Genomic DNA, 21,480 nt, shown 5'->3' on the forward strand with positions numbered 1-21,480 from the left:
CCGCTTGGTCCGGTAGGATGGCCCCGATTAGTTCCCGATGAGCCCCGAGGATTCCAGGAGTGCACACATGAGCAGCGACGACCAGTCCAGCCAGACCGGACAGGCCGGTGAGCATGAGTCACGTGCGGACGCCGGTACCGCCGCCCGCCGTGCCGCTGCACTTCAGGCGGGTCAGCGTCTGACCGACGCCGCGGGCCGTCCGTTCGGCTTCGACACGAACGCCATCCACTCCGGCTACGAACCCGACGGCCAGACCGGTGCGATCAACGCCCCGATCTACGCGTCCACGACGTACGCGCAGGACGGTGTCGCCCAGCTCCGCGGTGGTTTCGAGTACTCCCGCTGCGGAAACCCGACGGTCACCGCACTGGAGGAGACCGTCGCCGCCCTGGAGGGCGCCAAGTTCGGGCGGGCGTTCGCCTCCGGCATGGCCGCCACGGACACCGTCCTGCGCGCCCTGCTGCACCCCGGCGCCCACGTCATCCTCGGTAACGACGCCTACGGCGGGACGTTCCGCCTGCTCGACACCACCTACCGGGACTGGGGTGTGGAGGTGTCCGTCGTCGACACGGCCGACACCGCGCAGGTCGCCGCGGCGCTGCGTCCGGAGACGAAGCTGGTCTGGCTGGAGACGCCCACCAACCCGCTGCTGGGCATCACCGACATCGCCGCCACCGCCGAGGCGATGGCCGACCACCCGGCGAAACTCATCGTCGACAACACCTTCGCCAGCCCGTACCTGCAGCGCCCCCTGTCACTTGGCGCGGACGTCGTGATGCACTCGACCACGAAGTACCTCGGCGGACACTCGGACGTCGTGGGCGGCGTGATCGTCACCGACGACGAGGACCTCGACGGCGAGCTGCTCTTCCTGCAGGGTGGGGTCGGTGCGGTGCCCAGTCCCTTCGACGCCTACCTCACCTACCGCGGCATCAAGACCCTCGGCGTGCGCATGGACCGCCACTGCACCAACGCCCAGGCCGTCGCCGAGTTCCTGGAGGGACGCCCCGAGATCTCCCGCGTGCTGTACCCGGGATTGCCCGGACATGTCGGCCACGACATCGCCGCCCGGCAGATGGACGGGTTCGGTGCGATGGTCTCGGTACGCTTCGCCGGCGGCGAGGCCCCGGCCCTGCAGTTCTGCGAGAACACCCGGCTGATCTGCCTGGCGGAGTCGCTCGGTGGCGTGGAGTCGCTGCTGGAGCACCCGGCGAAGATGACACACCAGTCCGCCGCCGGCTCCGCCCTCGAGGTCCCCGATGACCTGGTGCGCATCTCCATCGGCATCGAGAACATCGAGGACCTGCTCGCCGACCTCGAGCAGGCGCTGGACGCCCTGTGATTCCTGACCCCGCCGCATGCCGTATCGGGATCACCGCCGGTCACACCGTGGTGAACCTGGAGGTGTGGCACCCGGACTGGGGTTCGGCGGCGACGGAGGCCCTGCGCCGCAGTCTGTTCGGTGCGCAGGGACCGTCCGGCGACAGTGTGCCCGACGAGCAGGCGGCTACCGCCATGCTTGAGTCCGCGCTCGGTGTGGAGCGGTCGGACGCCTGGCTGGGCGAGGTGACCGTCACCGACCGCAGCCCGGGTAACGCCGTGAGCATGGCCGACCTGCGGGAGCGGGTGGACCGCATGGCCAGCGAGGCAGTCGACCCGGACGGTCGTCCGACACGGACGGAACTGCACGTCGATCACGACGGGGTCCCCGCCACGGCGCAGGTGGTCCTGCCGTTGTCCCCGGTGGCGGCCCCGGGCTGTGACCTGCACGTGTCGGTTGCCCTGCAGACGGATCCGGTGGCGTCCTCCGACCTGACGATGGCACAGATCGAGGACCGCTCCGGTGCTGTCCGCGAGGCACTCGCCGATACTGTCAGCGAGAACAACGCCGGGATCCTCGCCGTCACCGAGACCCGACCCGGGTCGGACACGCTGCACTTCTACCTGGACTCGGCATCCCCGGCCGTCGCAGACAGGTCGGTGCTGAACACGCTGCGCACCGTGGCGTCGGCGTGGCAGTACGGCGACACGGTCGTCGACGAGGAGAACGACCCCGCGTGGGACGCCGTCCGCACCTACCGTGTGTGAATCATTCACTCCTGGTGAACCGCCGTGCACGAAGGTGTGGATCGGTGTGAATGTTTGCGAATGCGGTGTGAATGACGGGCTCGGCGCCGGTACGTCCGGGAGCTCTGGTGGCACCGGACTCTGCGGTGTAGCTTCAGGTTCATGACCACATCATCATCCTCAGGCGCCTCCTCCGCCACAGCTGCGGTGTCGGGCGGTGTCGTCCATGAACTGCCCGACGACCTGCGTGCCGCAGTGCTCGGTGGCCCACGGGGAGACGGTGACGACGGCAGCCCGTCGGTGAGCAGAAGCGTCCTGGAGCTGTGGGAGGACATCACTCCGCTGGCCCGCAATGAATTCATCTGCTGGGTGGAGGACGCCAAGCAGTCCGCGACACGTGCCCGCCGCGTGCGACGTACCTGTGAGGAACTGGAGGAAGGCAAGCGCCGTCCCTGCTGCTGGCCCGGTTGCAAACACCGCTGAGTGTGGGGACGGTGGGGGCCGTCGTATTCAGCCGAGCACGATCAGGGTCGCGGTAGCGGGTTCCACCGCACGCAGGCTGTGGACGCGCCCCGCCTCGATGTGCACCGCCGAGCCGGGGGAGAGCGTCACCAGATCCGTGCCCCCGTCGCTGTCGTGGTGGACGGATACCTCAACGGTGCCGGCCTGCCCGAGAATCAGGATCGGGGCTGCCGCGGTGTGGTCCGCCATCACGTCGCCCTCGCGGAACGCCAGCCGGGTCACAATGGTTCCGTCTGCCCGGGCAAGTCGTTCAACGGCAGGTTTCGCCTGTGCGTAGTCAGTACGGGGAATGTCGTAGTCGGTCTTCACGGTCCCGGGGTGAGCATCGGCGAGACCGTCAATGTATGTCCAACCGACACGGGACTCGGTGTTCGCGGATGCGGAGTGTGGTGTGGGAGTCATGATGGGCCCCAGCCTACGCACGTGACCCCCGCGTTCAGCGGAACTCCGGGAGGGCATGAGCCTGACTACGATGTCGGGTTGTCGCCCTCCCAGGAAGGGTTTCGGGCCAGAACCCTGCACCGGGGGCGACAATCCGACATCGCGGGGCGTGCGGGGCGGGGCGTGCGGGGCCCTGACCTACCTTCGCGGACGTCCTCGCGGTGTGGTGACCGTGCGGTCGCCGGGGATCCAGAACCGTAGCGGTGCCTCGACGTTCTTCGAGATGCCGATCCGGGGGCCGGCCACCCAGTCGACGGGGGAGGGGGCGGCGGTGAGGGTGAAACCGTCGGCCCTCTCCCCGTGGGTGCTCGGCTCCTCCTGTGAGATCACCGACCCGTTGAGGTCCAGGTCCAGCCCCAGCGTGGCTCCCAGGTTGCCGGGGCCACGGGCCAGCCCGTCCTCGGTGGGCTTCGCGCCCCGGCGACGACGTACCAGGTCAAGCCCCTCGACCACGCGTCCGGCGCGCATGAGGATTCCCGCGCCCGTGCCCTCTTCGCGACACACGAGGTTGCCGGCGCGGTGGATACCGTAGCTGGCGTAGACGTACAGACGGGACGGCGGGCCGAACATCGTGAGGCAGCGTGGGGTCGGGCCCTTGTAGGTGTGGGACGCCGGGTCATTCGCACCGGGATAGGCCTCGACCTCGGTCAACACCACGGCGACGGTGCCGTCTGGAGTGACTCGTCGCAGGGTGGCGCCGAGCAGTTGCGGGGCGACGGTCTCGGGGACGTCGGTGAAGTCGATCATCTCTCCCATGCTGCCACCGGGGACCCCGACACCGCCGTCAGCACCGACAGCACCGAGACCGCCGCGCCGTCGGTCTCCTGCAGCATCAGCGGGTCGGTACGTGGCATCGGGGAGATCGTCATGTCGGCACGCACCTCCTGCAGCGGGATGCCGAGCATGTGGACCCGCGGGTCCACACTCCCGTCGACATGCACGAGCCGTGACGTGGTGAGGTCCACCTCCGGCGCCTTCGAGACGACCTCGGCGGAGGTTTCCGCGCTGGAGAAGACGAACGGACGCAACCTCGCGTCGCGGACCAGCGCGGCGGTGACCGGGTCGGCGGAGTCCCGGGCGGACGACTTGTGCAGCCAGGCGTCCACCAGTGCGGTCGACGCGACGTTCCGGTCGCCGGTCGACTCGGATGCCATGAGGAAAGCCGGTGCCTCCGGATCGATGACCACGGTGGGATGTCCGCCGAGGAAGTGGACGTAGCCGGCGTCGACGAGGCAGAGCAGCTCGGCGGTCCGGAAGGCCGGGGGGCCGGAGCCGACCATCTGGCCGACGCGGCGCAGCTCGGCGTAGGCGCCGCGCCGGGACTCGAGCGTGAAGCGTCCGGGCTGGTCGGCGACCTGGGCGGGCTTGCGGGCGGAGCCGATGACCTGGAGACCGGCCTTGACCGCGGACCCGGTGCCGAGAGTGGCCTCGTGCAGGTCGCGGGTGAGCCGGTCGCCGATGTGACCGGTCAGCTCGTCGATGCCCGGGGCCGTGAGGCCCTGGGACTCCCGGTGGCGCAGGTAGGCGGCGACGGGATCGGCGAATCCGGGGATGTCGAAGCGGTCGGTGGCGTCCGGCACGAGGGCGATCAGTGCCGGGTCGTCGTGCAGGCGCCAGGGGTCGTCGGCGGCGTCGATGACGGCGACGATGTCGTCGAGCACGACGGCATCGACGCCATCGGAATCGGGGCGTAGCAGCACCCGGTAGTACGCCTCATGCGCGTCACGCAGCAGCGCCGGCCACAGCCGTTCGCCGAAGTCGACCGAGCCGGCGGGGGCGTCGGACGGCAGCGCGGCGAGTTCGGCCCGGAAGCGTGGCATCGTCGCCGCGGGTGGGAGAGCCTTGTAGACGGGTTTCGGCTGGTAGGGGTAGCCGTGGTGGGAGGAGACGACGAGGCGGGGTTCGCGTCCGGAGGGCTCGTAGCGCAGCCCGGAGCGGGCGTCGTCGTCGGGCACGAACCGTCCGCCACGGTCGACGGTGACCATCGCCATGAGGTCGAACAGCCCCATGCCCAGGCCGCGGACCAGCACGTCCTCCCCGGCAGGGAGCGCGTCGACGCCCTGGTCGGCGGGGTTGCCGGGGCGGACCCACACCAGCTCGGGGTAGTGCTCGACGGACTGGGCGGTGAAGGTCTCCAGGGCGTCGGGTTCGGTGTCGGTCCATCCGAGGGCGAGGACGGTGGCGTCGGCCTCGATGACGGTGCCGTCGGCCAGGGCGATCCGGTCGGTCCGTCCGTCGTCCGTGGCGTGGATGTCGGTGGCACGGGTGGTGTGGGTGTGCAGGACGAGCCCCTCGGGCAGCCGGGCGACGACGGTGTCGAAGACCCACTGCAGGTAGTGGCCGTAGAGCGCGCGCGACGGGTGGGACTCCGGGCGGGAACCGGCGATCTCGGCGGCGAACTCGTCCGGCACGGCGCAGGGGTGTGCCCGGAACAGTGCGGTCTTCGCCCCCGACGGGTCGGCGGCACCGGTCGCCGACCCGGTCTCCAGTTCCTCGCCGCGCAGCAGACGGATCCACTCGTACATCGTCGGGCCCTCCAGCACCGGACCGCGCACCGAGGAACCGGGTTCGGTGAACAGGGTGACGGCGTCGGCGAGGGTGTTCATGCACAGGGTGCGGGTCTGGTCGGTGCGCCAGATGCGTCCTGTGCCCACGGCGACGTCGTCGACGATGTGGACGGTCACCGGTGGCACGGGGACGTCGCCTGACCGGTCGTTGGTGCTGATCAGTGCGGCGAGTCGTTCGAGGACGGAGATGCCGCGGGGCCCTCCGCCGATGACGGCGATGGTGCTCATGGGCACCATGGTATCGACCCGTGTCCGCTGTGTTACTGTGGGCGCACCCTAGAAGAACAGACAGCTCTGTTCAGTTCTGTTGAAAGCACTATCTCTGCTGATGACGTTTCCTTTCCGCACTGCCACACGACGGACACGACGGACACGACGGACACGATCTGGCCGGCGGTGGACCGCCGCCGTCCTCGCGGCCGTGACCTCCGTGACCCTCGTCGCGGGCCTCGCCGCCTGCGCCGGACCGTCCGACCCCTCCGACCGGGACGGCGCGTCCCGCGAGCTGATCTACCTGGAGTCGTTGCCCTTCAACTCCCTGTACCCGCCGGCGGCCGGGTTCTACCCCAACGGCGGCATCGTCAACAACATCACCGACCGGCTGCTGTGGCAGGACCCGGACACCCTGGAACTGCACCCGTGGATCGCCACGGACCTGCCCGAGGTCAACGACGACGCCACGGAGTTCACCTTCACGCTCCGCGACGACGTCACCTACTCCGACGGCACCCCGCTGACCGCGGAGAACGTCGTGCGTAACTTCGACCTCTACGCCCTGGGCGACACCGACCGCGGGCTGAGCTCCTCGGAACAGATCAGCGCCTACGACCGCGGTGAGGTCCTCGACGAGCGCACCGTACGTTTCCACTTCACCGACCCCGAGCCCGGCTTCCCCCAGGCCACCAGCTCCTTCAACGCCGGACTGCTCGCCGACGCCAGCCTGGAACGCTCCGACGACGGCTTCGCGCCGGGCAACGCGACCGCGGTCATCGGGTCCGGCCCGTTCGTCATCACCGACGAACAGCTCAACACCGAGGTCACCCTGGACGCCCGCGACGACTACGACTGGGCGCCCCAGGGGGCCGAACACCAGGGGGCGCCGCAGATCGACCGGGTCAGCGTCGCGATCACCCAGGAGGACAGTGTGCGGGTCGGCGGCCTGAAGTCCGCCCAGGGCGACGTCGCCCGCCAGATCGAGGCGCCGGAGGAGCAGCACCTCGCCGACGAGGGCATCGGGATCCTCTCCGCCCCGACCAACGGTGTGAACAACCAGCTCGCCTTCCGTTTCCGCCACCCGCTGCTCTCCGACATCCGGGTCCGTCAGGCGATCATCGCCGGCGTGGACCGCGACCGCATACTGAACTCGCTGTTCAGCGACTCCTACGTCAAGGCCACCTCGGCGCTGGCGAGTACCGCGGACGGCTACCGGGAGCAGAAGGACGCCTACGTCTTCGACCCCGACCGGGCCCGTGACCTGCTCGACGAGGCCGGCTGGGTGCCCGGGGACGACGGGATCCGGGTCAAGGACGGCGAGCGGCTGAGCCTCACCGCCAATGACTCCGAACAACAGCCGCGCACCCGCGAGGTGATCACCATGGTCCAGGAGCAGCTCCGCGCGATCGGCGTGGAGGTGAACCTCTACCCCGGCGACGTCGCCGCGCAGAAGGCGGCGCAGGTCAACCAGGACCTCATCCAGCTCAACGTCACCATGGTCGGACGCGCCGACTACGACGTGATCAAGAGCCAGTACTACTCGCAGAACCGTAACCAGCTGCTCAACTACGACACCGAGGACGAGTCCGTCGGCGACCCGGAGCTCGAGGAACTCCTGCTGAAGGTCTCCGGCTCCGTGGAGGAGGACGACCGTGCCGCCGCCAGCGGGGACGTGCAGGACTACCTCACCGACCAGGCCTACGTCCTGCCGTTCTTCGAGGAACCGCAGGTCTACGGGGTCCAGGACTACATCCACGGCTTCCGCACCGACCCCATCGGACGCCCCTGGTTCTACCCCGTCAGTATCGCCGACGGAGCCGACGGAGGTGACGAGTAGATGGAGACACTGACCCCCGGCGCCGTGCTGCGCCGAATCGGCCAGTCCCTGCTGGTGCTCTGGGCCACCTTCACCCTGGCCTTCATCCTGTTGACCGCCCTGCCCGGCGACGCGGTGCAGACCCGGTACGCAAACCCCGAACTGGGCCTGTCCCAGGACGAGATCGCCCGGATGCGCGAGGCCTACGGTGCGGACGAACCGGTGCTGACCCGCTACTGGAACTCCCTGACCGGCATGCTGCGCGGCGACTTCGGCTTCTCCATGGAGACCGGGACCCCGGTGTCGACGATGCTGTCCGAGGCACTGCCGAGCACACTGGTCCTGGCCCTCACCGGCTTCCTCCTGGCGGTCGTCCTCGCCGTGCTGATCGCCGTGCTCGCCACGTCCGCACGCTTCGGCTGGATCCGCAGTGCCCTGCGCGCCCTGCCACCGCTGTTCATCTCCCTGCCCGCGTTCTGGCTGGGCATCATGCTGATCCAGACGTTCAGCTTCCAGCTCACCTGGGTCCCGGTCATCCACGCCAGCCCGGTGCAGGAGCTCATCCTGCCGTCGATCGCCCTGGCGTTGCCGCTCTCCGCACCGGTCGCCCAGGTGCTGATCCGCGGCATCGACGACGCCACCCGCCAGCCCTACGTCACCGTCGTACGGGCCCGGGGTGCGGGGGAGCAGTGGATCCTGTGGCGCAACGTCATGCGCAACGCCCTGCTGCCCGCGCTGACCATCGCCGGGGTGACCTTCGGGGAACTCATCGGCGGCGCCGTGGTCACCGAAGCCGTCTTCGACCGCTCCGGGCTGGGGGCGGCGACCGTGGACGCCGTCTCCAACCGTGACACCCCGGTCCTCATGGCGGTGGTGGTCCTGGCGGCGGCCGCCTTCATTCTGGTCAACCTGATCGTGGACCTGCTCTACCCGGTCCTCGACGCCCGACTGCGCAGGACGGTGACGGCATGACGACATCCAGTGCCCCCACGACATCCACTGCATCCACTGCACCCGCGGCGCCCGTGCTGGGTGCGCTGCGCTCACTGCGTCCCGGTGTCTGGCTCTCCGGCGTCATCGTGCTCATCGCGGTCGCCTGGGCGCTGGTGCCCGGCCTCTTCGCCACCGGCGACCCGACGTCCTCCGGGGACACCGCGCCACTGCTCGCCCCGTCCGGCGAGCACTGGTTCGGCACCGACGCGGTCGGACGTGACCTCTACACCCGCGTGGTGTGGGGAGCGCGGCAGTCACTCGCCGGCGCTCTGCTCGCCGTACTGGTCGGCATGGTCGCCGGCTCCCTGCTGGGGCTGCTGGCCGGCGCACGCCGCGGCTGGCTCGACCCGGTGATCATGCGCGTCGTCGACGTGCTCCTCTCCATCCCGTCGCTGCTGCTCAGCCTCTCGGTGATCATCCTGCTGGGCTACGGCACGCTCAACGCCGCCGTCGCCGTGGGTGTCACCAACGTCGCCGTCTTCGCCCGTCTGGCCCGCTCCCAGGTGCTCAGCGTGGCCGGCAGCGATTTCGTCGAGGCCGCCTACGGCTCCGGGGGGACGCGGATGCAGGTGCTGTGGCGCCACATCCTCCCGAACTCCCTGACCCCGGTGGTCGCCCTGGCCGCCCTGCAGTTCGGCAGCGCGATCCTGCAGCTGTCCACCCTCGGCTTCCTGGGGTACGGGGCCCCGCCGCCCACCCCGGAGTGGGGACTGATCATCGCCGAGGGGCGTGACTTCATCGCCACCTCGTGGTGGCTGACCGTCCTGCCCGGCCTGGCGATCGTCCTGGTCGTGCTGGCGACCAACCACCTCAGCCAGTCGCTGCGGAAGGGAGCTGCGTGATGAGCGAGAGTATCGAGTGGGACGACGGTTCCTGGCGTCCCGACCACACCGGCGCAGCCGTGACAGTCGGCGCTCGGGCGGGGAGCCACGAGACCCCGCTGCTGGAGATCCGCGACCTGGCGGTGTCCTACCGCACCCGGCGGGGCGAGGTGGACGCGGTGAAGGACGTCAACCTCACCGTCCGCCGCGGCCGGGTCACCGCCATCGTCGGCGAGTCCGGCTCCGGCAAGTCGACCTCGGCGATGGCCACGCTCGGCCTGCTGCCCGACAACGCCACGGTGAGCGGTGAGATCCTGCTCGAGGGACGCAGCCTGCGCAACCTCAGCCGGCGCGAGTGGCGCACGGTGCGCGGTCGACGGATCGGCCTGATCCCCCAGGACCCGAACAACTCCCTGAACCCGGTGAAGACCATCGGCGAGTCCGTGGGTGAGGGGCTGCGGATCCACCGCCGGGGAGGCCGGAAGGCCGGCGCGGCACGCCGGGAGAAGGTCGTGGAACTGCTCGGCACCGTCGGCATCGACAACCCGGAGCTGCGTTACACCCAGTACCCGCACGAGCTCTCCGGCGGCATGAAACAACGCGCGTTGATCGCCGCGGCGCTCGCCCTGGAACCGGACCTCATCATCGCCGACGAGCCGACCAGTGCGCTGGACGTCACCGTGCAACGCACGATCCTGGACCTGCTCGACCGGATGCGCGACGAACTGGGCCTCGGCGTCCTGTTCATCACCCACGATCTGGCCGTCGCCGGTGACCGGGCCGACGACCTCGTCGTGATGCGCTCCGGCGAGGTCCGGGAGGCCGGCCCCACCGACCGCATCCTCACCGAGCCGCGGGACGCGTACACCCGTCGCCTGCTCGACGACGCCCCCTCGCTGGTCAGTGCGGTGGAGGCGGCCAGTTACCGCAGCGCCGTCCCCGCCGACGGGACACCTCCGCTGCTGCAGGTCACCGGCCTGCGGCAGGAGTTCGGCTCGACCGTGGCGGTGGACGACGTGTCGTTCTCCGTGATGCCGGGCACCACCCACGCCATCGTCGGTGAGTCCGGTTCGGGCAAGTCCACGGTCGGCCGCGCGGTCACGGCCTTCCGCCGTCCGACGGGCGGGGAGATCCTGCTCGGTGACACCCGGGTGGACGCCCTGGACGTGAAAGGACGCCGTGACCTGCGCCGCAGGGTGCAGATGGTCTACCAGAACCCCTACAGCTCACTGGACCCGCGGCAGAGTGTCGGCCGGATCATCGCCGAACCGCTGCAGAACCTCACCGACCTCTCCCGGACGCAGATCCGTGGGCGGGTCGACGACATCCTCGACCGCGTGGCGCTGGGGACCGCCGGGTCGGGCATGACCGACCGTCGGCCCGCGGAGCTGTCCGGGGGACAGCGCCAACGTGTCGCCGTCGCCCGTGCCCTGATCCTCGACCCGGACCTCGTGGTCCTCGATGAGGCCGTGTCGGCGCTCGACGTGACCGTCCAGGCGCAGATCCTGCACCTGCTCGACGAACTGCAACGCGATCTCGGGCTGACCTACGTCTTCATCTCCCACGACCTGGCGGTGGTCCGTGAGATCTCCGACACCGTGTCGGTGATGTCCGGCGGGCGGCAGGTGGAATCAGGGCGTACCGAGGACATCTTCGAGCACCCCGGCACGGAGTTCACCACCCGCCTCCTCGACGCGATCCCGGGGCGGCGCTACCGCTCCGGAGGACTTAACCTGGGACTATGAGCGACAGCAGCGACACAGACAGCACAGACATCATCGATTTCCTCGCCGGGATTCGACCGGGCGAGCCCCTCGCCGACCTGCGGCGCAACCGCGCACAGGCGCGGACGAATGCGCAGCACAGCTTCCGGGTGCTCCTGGAGGCGGGCGACGACGCCGGTTTCACCGACACGGAGCGCTACGTCGTCGCCGCTTTCGTCGCCGGGCTGCACCAGGGTCGCGGTGCGGCTTTCTACACCGACCTGCTCGGCGACGTGGCTGACGGCGCAGAGGGGGACGCGGTCATCAATGCGGTGACGGAGTCCGTCGACGCCGGGCTGACCGTCGGCCCGTACGGCACCTACCGCGAGCCCGACCTGGCCGACGAGTCCGTCGGCGGGCCGGAGTTCACCGTCGACCCCCGCGTGCGCGGCGTGCTCGGTGAGAAACTTGCGGCCGCCCTGGAGTTCGCCCACCTGTTGGTCTTCCATCCGCGGGACTGCCGCCCGGAACGGTTGGCACCACTGGCACAGTCGGGATGGGCACCGCGGCAGGTCGTGAGCCTGGCACAGCTGATCTCGTTCCTGTGCTTCCAGCTGCGCGCGGCGGCGGGACTCGCCGCGGTGAGGGCAGCGGACTCGACGCATGCACCTTTAGGCGGCGGCAGCGTTGTCCGCCGCCCCGGAACCGCCCAGGAACCCGGCGAGTTCCCGCCGCTCACCGGAGGAGCCTTCGACGTCCTGACCTACCCGGAACTACACCGTCCCACCCGCTTCGTCAGTCACAGCCTGGGCTGGCAGCCGTGGGTGCCGCCGGTGGAGGAGGCCGACCTCACCGACCGGCAGCGCACCGCCCTGGTCGACCCCATGCGGGCAAAGTCCGCCTACTTCCGTCTGCTCGCCCACGACCCCGATGCGCTCGAGGCCAGGACACTGACCGACAAGGACATCTTCTACAACGTCACCGACGGCGCCGGGCGCGCCGAGCGGGAGGTCTCCGCCGCGGTGACCAGCCGGTACAACGGCTGCGTCTACTGCGCCTCGGTCCACACCGGACGCGCCCTGCAGGAATCCACCGGACGCGAGGACGATGTCCGACGCCTCTGTGACGAGGGCGTGGCAGCCGACCTCGGCTCCGAGTCCTGGAACGCCATCGCCGCGGCGTCGGTGGCGCTGACCTCGACGCCCGTCGGTTTCGGCGTCGAGCACGTCCGTCGGCTCCGCGCCGCCGGACTGGACGACGGTTCGGTCATCGACGTGATCAACGGGGCCGCCTTCTTCAACTGGGCGAACCGGCTCATGCTGTCTCTCGGGGAACCGGAGCTTCCGGCCCGCTTCCGGTAGGGCGTACCGTGGTCGCCATGGCAGAATTTCCCACAACGTCTCGCATCGCCATTCCCGGCACCGATCTGGAGATCACCCCGCTGAACCTCGGCGGGAACACCTTCGGGTGGACCTCGGACACGCAGGAGTCCTTCGACGTCCTCGACGCGTTCCTCGCCGCCGGCGGCAACTTCATCGACACCGCCGACATGTACTCCCAGTGGGGTGAGGGGCACTCCGGCGGTGAGTCGGAGACCGTGCTGGGGGAGTGGTTCGCCGAGCGCGGCAACCGCGACCGGGTCGTCCTGGCGACGAAGGTCGGCGCGATCCAGGACGCGCCGGGTCTGGCGCACGACACGGTCGTGGCGAACCTCGACCGGTCGCTCCAGCGGCTGCAGACCGACCGGGTGGACCTGTACTACTACCACTACGACGATCAGTCCGTGGCCATCGCCGACCAGGTCCGTACCGCCGCTGAGCTGGTGGACTCCGGCAAGGTGCGCTACATCGGCCTGTCGAACTACTCCACCGACCGGATGCGTGAGTTCTTCGAGACGGCCCGCGAGCTCGAGCTCGACCACGCCATTCCGCTGGCGATCCAGCCGCAGTACAGCCTGCTCTCCCGGTCCAGCTACGAGGACGGCCCCCGGCAGGTCGCCGAGGAGTACGGCGTCGGCGTGTTCAGCTACTTCTCCCTGGCGTCCGGTCTGCTGACCGGCAAGTACCGTAGCCGCGAGGACCTCCAGGGTGCCGCCCGTGAGGGGCAGACCGGTGGCTACTTCGAGAAGGACGGGAAAGACCGCGACCCGTTCACCGTCGTCGAGGCCGTGCTCACGGTCGCCGAGGCCCACGACGTCGAGCCCGCGGCGGTGGCGTTGGCCTGGCTGCTGGCGAAGGGCGTCACCGCCCCGATCGCGTCGGCACGGACGACCGACCAGGTCGCGCCCCTCATCGCGGCGACGACGCTGCAGCTCAGTGACGAGGAGATCGCCGACCTCGACGCCGCCTCCGACGGTTTCTGAGTAGACTCCGGGACATGAACACGCATGCTCCGGACAAGAACGCCGGCGGTCCGCAGGGACTGCCGGTGATCCGCCCCGAGGCCGCCGACGGCGGGGACGCCGGCGAAATCCGGTCGATGACCGCTGCCGCGTTCGACGGCATCGAGCAGTCGGACGGGCACGAGCCGGCGATCATCGACGCCCTGCGCGACGCGGACGCGTTGACGTTGTCGCTCGTCGCGGTGCGCTCGGGCTGGGTCATCGGTCACATCGCCGCGTCGCCGGTCACACTCAGCGGCGACGACGCCGCAGAGGGCGCCGGCCGGTGGTTCGGACTCGGACCGCTGTCGGTGTCCCCGGCGCACCAGGGGGAGGGGATCGGTGCGGCGCTGATGCGGGCGGCACTCGAACTCCTCGATACCGAGCACGGTGCCGCAGGCGCCGTTCTCCTCGGCGACCCGACCTACTACGACCGCTTCGGTTTCGAGGCACGCGACGGGCTCACCATGGAGGGCCTGCCGGACGACCACGCCGCGTACTTCCAGGCGCTGCGGCTCGACGGGGAATCGTCGTACCCGCGTGCGGTGGTGAGCTACCACCCCGCCTTCGGTGCGTGAGGCCTGGGCGGGCGGGCGCGGCAGGAGGAGGTCATGACGCCCTGACGCCTGCAGCGGCGTGGTGAGTCCGTCGCCAGCGGGGCGGGGGGATAGTATGTGACCGCTATGGAATCGACAGAGACACGACGCCGGAGCCGGTACAGGGGCCACCGCAGGGACATTGACGGCCTGCGTGGCCTGGCGATCGTGCTGGTCGTGGTCTTCCACGTCTTCGTCGGGCGGGTGTCCGCCGGTGTGGACGTGTTCCTGCTGCTCGGCGGGATCTTCTTCTTCAGTCCGCAGATCCGCAACGCACTGAACCCGGCTGGTCTCACCCTCGTGCAGTCCTTCCTGCGTATCTTCCGTCGGCTCTACCCGGCGCTGATCACCGTCGTCACCGTCGCCGTGGTCAGCGCGGTCCTGATCTTCAACCGGGTGCGCTGGCCCGAGGTGGGTGAGGACGCCGGAGCTTCCCTGCTGTACATGCAGAACCTGCACCTGGCCAACCTGGGCCAGGAGTACGCGGCGGTCAACCGTGAGGTCAGTGTCTTCCAGCACATCTGGTCGATGTCGGTGCAGATGCAGATCTACCTCGGCTCCCTCATCGTCATCGCAGCGGTGGCGGCGATGTTCCAGCGCCACGTCCGGTCCAGCTCGCAGGTCCTGCACTGGGGCCTGGTGGCCGCCACTCTGGCGAGCTTCGGCTACGCCACCTGGCTCGGCGGCCATGACCAGGGGGCGAACTACTACTCCCCGCTGTCCCGGTTCTGGGAGATCGGGCTGGGCGGCCTCTTCGGCATCTGGTTGCTGGGGAGGGTCCTGCCCGCGGTGTGGGCGCAGTTCCGCCTTGTCGCCGGGGTCGTCGGTCTGACGTTGATCATCGGCACCGGGCTGTTTCTCGACGGTGCCGCGCAGTTCCCCGGCCCGTGGACCCTGGTGCCGTTGGCGGGGGCGATGCTCGTCGTCCTCGCCGGCAACCCGGTCGCCGGGGAGGAGGACGCGCCCACCGGCGTCACCGCCCTGCTGTGCACCGTGCCGTTCCAGTTCTTCGGCCGCATCGCCTACAGCCTGTACCTGTGGCACTGGCCCGCACTGGTCCTGGTCACCTACCTCATGTCCGACGGTGCGGACGTGGGGGAGCCCGGCGGAGCCTCCGGCTTCTTCAACGGCATCACCGCCACGCTCGGCGCCGGGGAGGGCATCCTCGTCGGTGTCGTCGTGGTCGCGGTGTCCGTCCTGCTGGCCTGGGCGACGTACCGGTTCATCGAGACCCCGCTGCGGCAGCAGGCGAAGCCGGACCGGGCACCGGCCACCACCGTGCTGTCGCCGTCGTACGTCCGGACCTCGGTCAGCGGACGCCGTGGGCTCGTCGGCGGAGTGTCAGCCCTGGTCATGGTCGTGGCAACGGTGAGCGTCGTCGCCTTCGGCCCGGTCGTGGAGTACCGCAACGAGCAGGCCGCCGCCACGGACGCCGACGACATCAACCCGGCCGACTACCCCGGCCCGGCGGCATTCCTGGCAGGCGCCGACGTCCCGGGGGACGTCCCCGTCCAACCCGACCCCGCCGTCGGGGAGGAGGAGATGCTGCCCGAGACCCAGAAGGACGGCTGCTTCTCCGGGTTCGCCGAGCCCAACGTGATCCTCACCCACCAGTTCAACTCGACGGACACCCCGTGCGCCTACGGCGACGTGGACTCCGACCGCACCATGTACCTCGCCGGCGGATCGCACTCCGAGCACTACCTCAACGCCCTGGAGGAGATCGGCGAGGAACAGGGGATCAGGATCGTCCCGCTGCTCAAGATGGGGTGCGTCCTCGGCATGAACCTGCCGCACCTCAGCGGTGACCCGTACCCGGAGTGCGCCGAGTGGAACGAGAAGGTCCAGCAGTTCATCTTCGACAACCCGCCGACCGACGGGGTGTTCATGCCGGTCACCCGACCGACGACCATCGAGGGCAACGGCCCGGACGTCGTGCCGGACGAGTACGTCGCGATGGTGCAACGGCTCACCGACGCCGGCATCCACACCTGGGGCGTCCGCGATACCCCGTGGCACATGGCGGGGCCCGGGGTGCAGGGCAACGCACGGCTGTGCGTCGCGGAGGAGGCCGGTGACGGTGCGGGGAACGACTGCGGTGTCGCCGAGGACACCAGCATGGCACCGGTGAACCCGGCGCCGGCGGCGTACCAGGGGCTGGACGTCACCCAGATCGACCTCACCCCGGCGCTGTGCCGCGACGGCCGGTGCCCGGCCGTCGTGGGCAATGTCCTGGTCTACCGGGACGGACAGCACTTCACCTCGCTGTTCTCGGCCCTGCTGGCCCCGGAACTGAGCCGGCAGATGTACGACGCACCCTGACGCGGCTCCGGTGTCGTTTTCACCCCTCCCGCGGCGGGTGGCATGCTGTACCGGTTATGAACGTCAGACAACCCCACGTGCGCCCGGCAGAACGGACGGCGCCGGCGGCCCCGGCGGCACGCTCCGCACTCCGACGCACCGACATCGACGGCCTGCGGGGCGTCGCGATCGCGTTGGTCGTGGTCTTCCACGTCTTCGTCGGACGGGTGTCTGCGGGAGTGGACGTGTTCCTGCTGCTCGGCGGGGTCTTCTTCTTCGGCCCGCAGATCCGCAACGCGCTGGACCCGGCGGGGCTGACGGTGGTGCAGTCCGTCCTGCGGATCGTCCGGCGGCTGTATCCGGCGCTGGTCACGGTGGTGGGGGTGTCCCTCGTCGCCGCCCTCGTGGTCTATGCGCCGGTACGGTGGTCGGACACGGGAATGGACGCCGCGGCGTCCCTGCTCTACCTGCAGAACCTCAACCTCACGGCCCGCGGGAACGACTACGCGGCGATCGGCACGGATGTCAGCGTCTTCCAGCACATCTGGTCGATGTCGGTGCAGATGCAGATCTACCTCGGATCGCTGGTCGTCATCGCCGGGGTGGCGGTACTGTTCCGGCGGCGGCGCGGATTGTTCGCCGTCCTGCTGGGGGCGGCCACGCTGGCCAGCGCCGTCTACGCAACCTGGCTGGGAGGGCACGACCAGGGGGCGAACTACTACTCGCCGTTGTCCCGGTTCTGGGAGATCGGTCTCGGCGGACTGTTCGGCATGGTGGCGCTGGGACGGGCACTCCCCGCGGCGTGGCGTCGCCTGCGTCTGCCCGCCGGTGTCGTCGGGCTGGCGCTGATCATCGGCACCGGGCTGTTCCTCGACGGTGCCGCGCAGTTCCCCGGCCCGTGGACCCTGGTGCCGTTGGCCGGGGCGATGCTCGTCATCCTCGCCGGCAACCCGGTGGAGGGGGAGCGGAACGCACGGAGGACCGGTGTGACCGGGCTGTTGTCGACCACGTCCTTCCAGTTCCTGGGACGCACCGCCTACAGCCTGTACCTGTGGCACTGGCCGATCCTGACACTGGCCACGTTCGTCGTCGCCGACCGGGTCGGCGTGGAGGACTCCCCGTCGGGCACAGGCACGTCCGGAACCGCCACCGCCGGCGGACTGCAGGGCATCACCGCCACCCTGGGTGCCGGTACCGGCGCAGCGGTCGGTACCGGGGTCATCGTCGTGTCACTGCTGCTGGCCTGGGCGACGCTGCGGTTCATCGAGGAGCCGCTCCAGCAGACCCGCCGTCCCCGCCGGTCGTGGGTGCTCGGCGACCGTGCCTACCTGCGCGCCGCGTCGCAAAGCCGGGGCAAGGTCTCCGTCGCTGCGGTGATGGTCGTGGTCAGTGTGGCAGTGACGGTCTTCGGGCCGACGGTCTCGCACTACAACGGGACCCGTGCCGCGGCACTGGCCTCCGAGCCCCTGGACCTCGCCGACTACCCCGGACCGGACGCGTTCCTCGCCGGCACCGGAGTGCCGGAGGGTGTCGATGTCATCCCGGACACCACCGAGGTCACGCCCATGATGCCGCAGACCCAGGACGACGGGTGTTTCGCCCGGTTCTCCGGGACCGACCTCGTCCTCACCGAGGACTTCAACGACTCCGACGTCCCCTGCGCCTACGGTGACGTCGAGTCGGACCGCACCATGTACCTCGCCGGCGGCTCCCACTCCGAGCACTTCCTCCCGGCCCTGGACGAGATCGGGCGCGACCGCGGCATCAGGATCGTCCCGGTGCTGAAGATGGGGTGCGTGGTCGGCATGACGTTGCCGCGCGTCAACGGCGACGAGTACCCCGAATGCGCGGAATGGCAGCAGAAGGCGCAGGACTACATCGTCGACAACCCGCCGACCGACGGGGTGTTCATGACCGTCACCCGCCCGAGTTCGATGCTCGGCGACGGACCCGACCAGATCCCGCCTGAGTACGTCGACGTCGTCGGCAGGTTCTCCGACGCGGGCATCCACACCTGGGGTGCGCGTGACACCCCCTGGCTGATGAGCGGGCCCGGGAAGCAACTCGACGCGCGCGTCTGCGTCGCCGAGGACCGTGACGGAGACTGCGGAGTCGCGCAGGACGACGCCCTGGCCCCGGTGAATCCCGCCCGGGCCGCCCTGCAGGGGCTGGACGTGACCCACATCGACCTGACGTCGGCGTTGTGCCGCGACGGCCGCTGCCCCGGCGTGGTGGGCAATGTGCTGGTCTACCGCGACACCCAGCACCTCACCGACCGGTTCTCCGGGCTGCTGGCCCCCGAGATCAGCCGGCAGATGTCCGGTGCCCGTCCGTCGACCGGAGTGTCGTGACGCATTACGGCCTGAGAACGGACTTAATATCTAGTCCGACATGAAGTCGACAACCACCGATACCGGACACCGGCCCGCCCCCGTCCTCGGGGGACGTCGGTCGACCCGTCGTACCCACCGCCGTGACATCGACGGGCTGCGTGGGCTCGCCATCGCCCTGGTCGTGGTCTTCCACGTCTTCGTCGGACGGGTCTCCGCCGGCGTCGACGTGTTCCTGCTCATCGGCGGCATCTTCTTCTTCGCCCCGCAGATCCGCAACGCCCTGAACCCGGCCGGACTGACGCCGGTGCAGTCCGTCCTGCGGATCGTGCGGCGGCTGTACCCGGCGCTGCTCACCGTGGTGTCGGCGGTGATGGTGCTGACGCTGGTGGTCTACCCGGTCTCCCGGTGGGCGCAGGCCGGTGGGGACGCGGCGTCCTCCCTGCTCTACGTGCAGAACCTGCACCTGGCGTCCGAGGGTAAGGAGTACTCCGCGGTCAACCGGGACGTCAGTCTCTTCCAGCACATCTGGTCGATGTCGGTGCAGATGCAGATCTACCTGGGATCCCTGCTGGCCATCGTGGTGCTGGCCGCCATGTTCCGGAGGAAGGTCAGTACCGGGGCGCGGACCCTGCACCGCGTGCTGTCGGTGGCGACCCTGTTGAGCTTCCTCTACGCCGTGTGGCTGGGGATCCACGACCAGGCGGCGAACTACTACTCGCCCTTGTCCCGGTTCTGGGAGATCGGGGTGGGCGGACTGTTCGGCCTCTGGATGGTCGGCCGCGGCATCCCGTGGGTGTGGCGGTGGCTGCGCTGGCCCGCCGGTGTGGTCGGCCTGGTGCTGATCGTGGCCACCGGTCTGCTGCTCGACGGCGCAGCCCAGTTCCCCGGACCGTGGACGGTCGTTCCGCTGGCCGGGGCGATCCTGGTCGTCGTGGCGGGGACCCCGGTGGCTGAGCCGGACGGTGACCGCGTGCGTGCCGCGGCCGAGGGACGCACGGTCCCGTCCGTGGGGGTGACCCGGCTGCTGGACGGGCGGGTGTTCCAGTTCCTCGGGCAGGTCTCCTACGGGCTGTACCTGTGGCACTGGCCGCTGCTGGTTCTGGCGACCTACCTGTTCTCCGACGCGGCCGGTGAGACGGCCGGGGGCGGGGCCGGAGCTGAGGGGGACGGCCTGGCGGGCACCACGGCGACCCTGGGCACCGGTCGGGGTGCTCTCGTCGGGACGGGTGTCATCGCCGTCTCCCTGCTGCTCGCGTGGTTGACGCACCGCTACGTGGAGACCCCGCTGCGTCAGAAGGGGAAACCGGGGCGCTCCTGGATGCTGTGGGACCGTGCGTACTGGGCCGCCCTGCTGCGCTCACGGGCGAAGGTCGTCACGGTGGCTGTCATCGTCGTCGCCTCGGCCGTGGTGTTGTCCTCGGAACGCCTGGTGCAGATGCACACCCACCAGACCACACTGGTGGCCGAGGTAGACGGTCCCGAGGCGGAGGAGTACCCCGGTCCGCGGGCGTTCCTGGAGGACGCGCCGGTGCCCGCCGGCGTCGCCGTCCAGCCTGCCGCCGTGTGGGACCCGGCGACCATGCTGCCGGACAGCTCGCTGGACGGTTGCCTGGTCGGGGTTGACGGGGAGGACCTCATCCTCACCCACGACAACAACGACTCGGACATCCCCTGCGCCTACGGCGACACCGACGCCGACCGGACGATGTACCTCGCCGGCGGATCGCACTCCGAACACTTCCTCCCCGCGTTGGACATCATCGGCCGGGACCGGGGGATCAAGGTCGTCCCCCTGGTGAAGGTGGGCTGTGTGCTCGGCATGAAGATCGAGCGCATGAAGGGAGGTGACTACGACGAGTGCTACGCCTGGCAGGACAAGGCCACCCGCTACATCCTCGACCATCCGCCGAGCGACGGGGTGTTCATGCCGTCCACCCGGCCGACCGCCCGCACCGGTGCCGGCCCCGACCAGGTGCCGGACGGTTACGTCGAGGCGGTCCGGACGTTCACCGACGCCGGCATCCACACCTGGGGTGTGCGGGACAACCCGTGGCGTCAGACGGACGGGCAGCTGGGCAACTCGATGCTGTGCGTCGCGGACGGCGGTGACCCGGACGACTGCGGGCCCTCCGCCGGGCAACTCCTCGAGCGCAACCCCGCCCTCGACGCCTACGACGGTCTCGACGTCACCCACATCGACCTCACCGCCGCCTACTGCCGGGACGGTGTCTGTCCGGCTGTCGTCGGCAATGTGCTGGTCTACCGGGACGGCAACCATTTCACACCCACCTGGGCATCGCTGATGGCCCCCGAGCTGGAGCGGCAGATGTACGAGTCGGACTCCGCCGGGGACCAGCGACGCATCGACGCCGACGCCGCCGACGCGGTACGGGCGACGGACGGGGAGGGCGCCGGGGCGACGGCACCGGCGTTGGCGCCGAAGGACGTCTTCCGGCTGCCGAAACCCGGCGATGCACCGGTGACTGACCAGGGCCAGGATCAGGCGCCGGAGCCGGCCCCGCCTGCCGTCGACCCGGGCTGGGTGGATCCGGGCTGGGTGGATCCGGGGTGGGTCGACCCCGGCTACGTGGCCCCGGGGTACGTCGCTCCGGGCTACGTCGAACCGGGATACGCCCCGCCGTACTGACGGGTGGGCCGGTCAACCCCGTTCACCTGGGTCGTCGCGACGGTGCCGGACCCCCGTGTAACACTCTGCGGCCTGGATGT

The 21,480-nt window shown here is 69.9% G+C and carries 16 protein-coding genes; 13 read left to right on the top strand and 3 right to left on the bottom strand.

What is annotated here, in order from left to right:
- Nucleotides 1–67 precede the first annotated feature (67 nt).
- The 3 genes from PQI66_RS12650 (at nucleotide 68) to PQI66_RS12660 (ending at nucleotide 2,550) form a co-directional block, all read left to right on the top strand.
- A complete protein-coding gene (locus tag PQI66_RS12650; RefSeq protein WP_339998783.1) occupies nucleotides 68–1,342 on the top strand; it encodes a cystathionine gamma-synthase in 1,275 nt (424 codons plus the stop codon).
- The gene (locus PQI66_RS12655; protein ID WP_339998785.1) at nucleotides 1,339–2,088 is read left to right on the top strand and encodes a hypothetical protein; all 750 of its coding nucleotides are present in this window, start codon (nucleotides 1,339–1,341) and stop codon (nucleotides 2,086–2,088) included. The genes PQI66_RS12650 and PQI66_RS12655 overlap by 4 nt, the downstream gene beginning before the upstream one ends.
- 141 nt (nucleotides 2,089–2,229) lie before the next feature.
- A complete protein-coding gene (locus PQI66_RS12660; protein WP_339998787.1) occupies nucleotides 2,230–2,550 on the top strand; it encodes a YdeI/OmpD-associated family protein in 321 nt (106 codons plus the stop codon).
- Between the two features lie 27 nt (nucleotides 2,551–2,577).
- On the opposite strand, the gene PQI66_RS12665 is transcribed toward PQI66_RS12660, so the two are convergent.
- From PQI66_RS12665 to PQI66_RS12675, 3 genes are all read right to left on the bottom strand, one after another.
- Complete coding sequence (locus PQI66_RS12665; protein ID WP_339998789.1) at nucleotides 2,578–2,991, bottom strand: XRE family transcriptional regulator; 414 nt, start codon at nucleotides 2,989–2,991, stop codon at nucleotides 2,578–2,580.
- A 177-nt stretch (nucleotides 2,992–3,168) separates the two neighbouring features.
- Entirely contained in the window at nucleotides 3,169–3,777 is a 609-nt protein-coding gene (locus PQI66_RS12670) for a DNA-3-methyladenine glycosylase (RefSeq protein ID WP_339998791.1), read from the bottom strand.
- The gene (locus PQI66_RS12675; protein WP_339998793.1) at nucleotides 3,774–5,825 is read right to left on the bottom strand and encodes an FAD/NAD(P)-binding protein; all 2,052 of its coding nucleotides are present in this window, start codon (nucleotides 5,823–5,825) and stop codon (nucleotides 3,774–3,776) included. The genes PQI66_RS12670 and PQI66_RS12675 overlap by 4 nt, the downstream gene beginning before the upstream one ends.
- A gap of 100 nt (nucleotides 5,826–5,925) precedes the next feature.
- On the opposite strand from PQI66_RS12675, the gene PQI66_RS12680 reads away from it, so the two are divergent.
- The 10 genes from PQI66_RS12680 to PQI66_RS12725 all read left to right on the top strand — a co-directional run bounded on the left by PQI66_RS12680 (nucleotide 5,926) and on the right by PQI66_RS12725 (nucleotide 21,400).
- Nucleotides 5,926–7,647, top strand: a complete 1,722-nt coding sequence (locus tag PQI66_RS12680; RefSeq protein WP_445228032.1) for a TIGR04028 family ABC transporter substrate-binding protein — start codon at nucleotides 5,926–5,928, stop codon at nucleotides 7,645–7,647.
- Nucleotides 7,648–8,598 (top strand): ABC transporter permease, encoded by a 951-nt coding sequence (locus PQI66_RS12685; RefSeq protein WP_445228033.1) that lies wholly within the window; start codon nucleotides 7,648–7,650, stop codon nucleotides 8,596–8,598.
- Nucleotides 8,595–9,461: an ABC transporter permease gene (locus PQI66_RS12690; RefSeq protein WP_339998797.1), complete on the top strand. Its 867-nt coding sequence runs from the start codon at nucleotides 8,595–8,597 to the stop codon at nucleotides 9,459–9,461. Before PQI66_RS12685 ends, PQI66_RS12690 begins: the two co-directional genes overlap by 4 nt.
- Nucleotides 9,461–11,185, top strand: a complete 1,725-nt coding sequence (locus PQI66_RS12695; protein ID WP_339998799.1) for an ABC transporter ATP-binding protein — start codon at nucleotides 9,461–9,463, stop codon at nucleotides 11,183–11,185. Before PQI66_RS12690 ends, PQI66_RS12695 begins: the two co-directional genes overlap by 1 nt.
- Nucleotides 11,182–12,504, top strand: coding sequence for an alkylhydroperoxidase domain protein (locus tag PQI66_RS12700; protein WP_339998800.1), 1,323 nt, complete (start codon nucleotides 11,182–11,184; stop codon nucleotides 12,502–12,504). The genes PQI66_RS12695 and PQI66_RS12700 overlap by 4 nt, the downstream gene beginning before the upstream one ends.
- 17 nt (nucleotides 12,505–12,521) lie before the next feature.
- Complete coding sequence (locus tag PQI66_RS12705; protein WP_339998802.1) at nucleotides 12,522–13,505, top strand: aldo/keto reductase; 984 nt, start codon at nucleotides 12,522–12,524, stop codon at nucleotides 13,503–13,505.
- 14 nt (nucleotides 13,506–13,519) lie between these two features.
- Nucleotides 13,520–14,101, top strand: coding sequence for a GNAT family N-acetyltransferase (locus PQI66_RS12710; RefSeq protein WP_339998803.1), 582 nt, complete (start codon nucleotides 13,520–13,522; stop codon nucleotides 14,099–14,101).
- A gap of 105 nt (nucleotides 14,102–14,206) precedes the next feature.
- Nucleotides 14,207–16,441, top strand: coding sequence for an acyltransferase family protein (locus tag PQI66_RS12715; protein ID WP_339998805.1), 2,235 nt, complete (start codon nucleotides 14,207–14,209; stop codon nucleotides 16,439–16,441).
- A 56-nt stretch (nucleotides 16,442–16,497) separates the two neighbouring features.
- Entirely contained in the window at nucleotides 16,498–18,771 is a 2,274-nt protein-coding gene (locus PQI66_RS12720) for an acyltransferase family protein (RefSeq protein ID WP_339998806.1), read from the top strand.
- Nucleotides 18,772–18,811: 40 nt separating this feature from the next.
- Entirely contained in the window at nucleotides 18,812–21,400 is a 2,589-nt protein-coding gene (locus PQI66_RS12725; RefSeq protein ID WP_339998807.1) for an acyltransferase family protein, read from the top strand.
- Nucleotides 21,401–21,480: the final 80 nt, after the last annotated feature.

Source organism: Corynebacterium sp. USCH3 (assembly GCF_037619475.1).
Classification (GTDB): domain Bacteria; phylum Actinomycetota; class Actinomycetes; order Mycobacteriales; family Mycobacteriaceae; genus Corynebacterium.

What these genes read in the sequence shown, in the direction of transcription:
- PQI66_RS12710 (WP_339998803.1), top strand. Translation starts at nt 13,520, where the DNA reads ATGAACACGCATGCTCCGGACAAGAACGCCGGCGGTCCGCAGGGACTG.
- PQI66_RS12705 (WP_339998802.1), top strand. Translation starts at nt 12,522, where the DNA reads ATGGCAGAATTTCCCACAACGTCTCGCATCGCCATTCCCGGCACCGAT.
- PQI66_RS12720 (WP_339998806.1), top strand. Translation starts at nt 16,498, where the DNA reads ATGAACGTCAGACAACCCCACGTGCGCCCGGCAGAACGGACGGCGCCG.
- PQI66_RS12695 (WP_339998799.1), top strand. Translation starts at nt 9,461, where the DNA reads ATGAGCGAGAGTATCGAGTGGGACGACGGTTCCTGGCGTCCCGACCAC.
- PQI66_RS12715 (WP_339998805.1), top strand. Translation starts at nt 14,207, where the DNA reads ATGGAATCGACAGAGACACGACGCCGGAGCCGGTACAGGGGCCACCGC.
- PQI66_RS12665 (WP_339998789.1), bottom strand. Translation starts at nt 2,991, where the DNA reads ATGACTCCCACACCACACTCCGCATCCGCGAACACCGAGTCCCGTGTC.
- PQI66_RS12685 (WP_445228033.1), top strand. Translation starts at nt 7,648, where the DNA reads ATGGAGACACTGACCCCCGGCGCCGTGCTGCGCCGAATCGGCCAGTCC.
- PQI66_RS12680 (WP_445228032.1), top strand. Translation starts at nt 5,926, where the DNA reads ATGACGTTTCCTTTCCGCACTGCCACACGACGGACACGACGGACACGA.
- PQI66_RS12670 (WP_339998791.1), bottom strand. Translation starts at nt 3,777, where the DNA reads ATGATCGACTTCACCGACGTCCCCGAGACCGTCGCCCCGCAACTGCTC.
- PQI66_RS12650 (WP_339998783.1), top strand. Translation starts at nt 68, where the DNA reads ATGAGCAGCGACGACCAGTCCAGCCAGACCGGACAGGCCGGTGAGCAT.
- PQI66_RS12675 (WP_339998793.1), bottom strand. Translation starts at nt 5,825, where the DNA reads ATGAGCACCATCGCCGTCATCGGCGGAGGGCCCCGCGGCATCTCCGTC.
- PQI66_RS12725 (WP_339998807.1), top strand. Translation starts at nt 18,812, where the DNA reads ATGAAGTCGACAACCACCGATACCGGACACCGGCCCGCCCCCGTCCTC.
- PQI66_RS12690 (WP_339998797.1), top strand. Translation starts at nt 8,595, where the DNA reads ATGACGACATCCAGTGCCCCCACGACATCCACTGCATCCACTGCACCC.
- PQI66_RS12660 (WP_339998787.1), top strand. Translation starts at nt 2,230, where the DNA reads ATGACCACATCATCATCCTCAGGCGCCTCCTCCGCCACAGCTGCGGTG.
- PQI66_RS12700 (WP_339998800.1), top strand. Translation starts at nt 11,182, where the DNA reads ATGAGCGACAGCAGCGACACAGACAGCACAGACATCATCGATTTCCTC.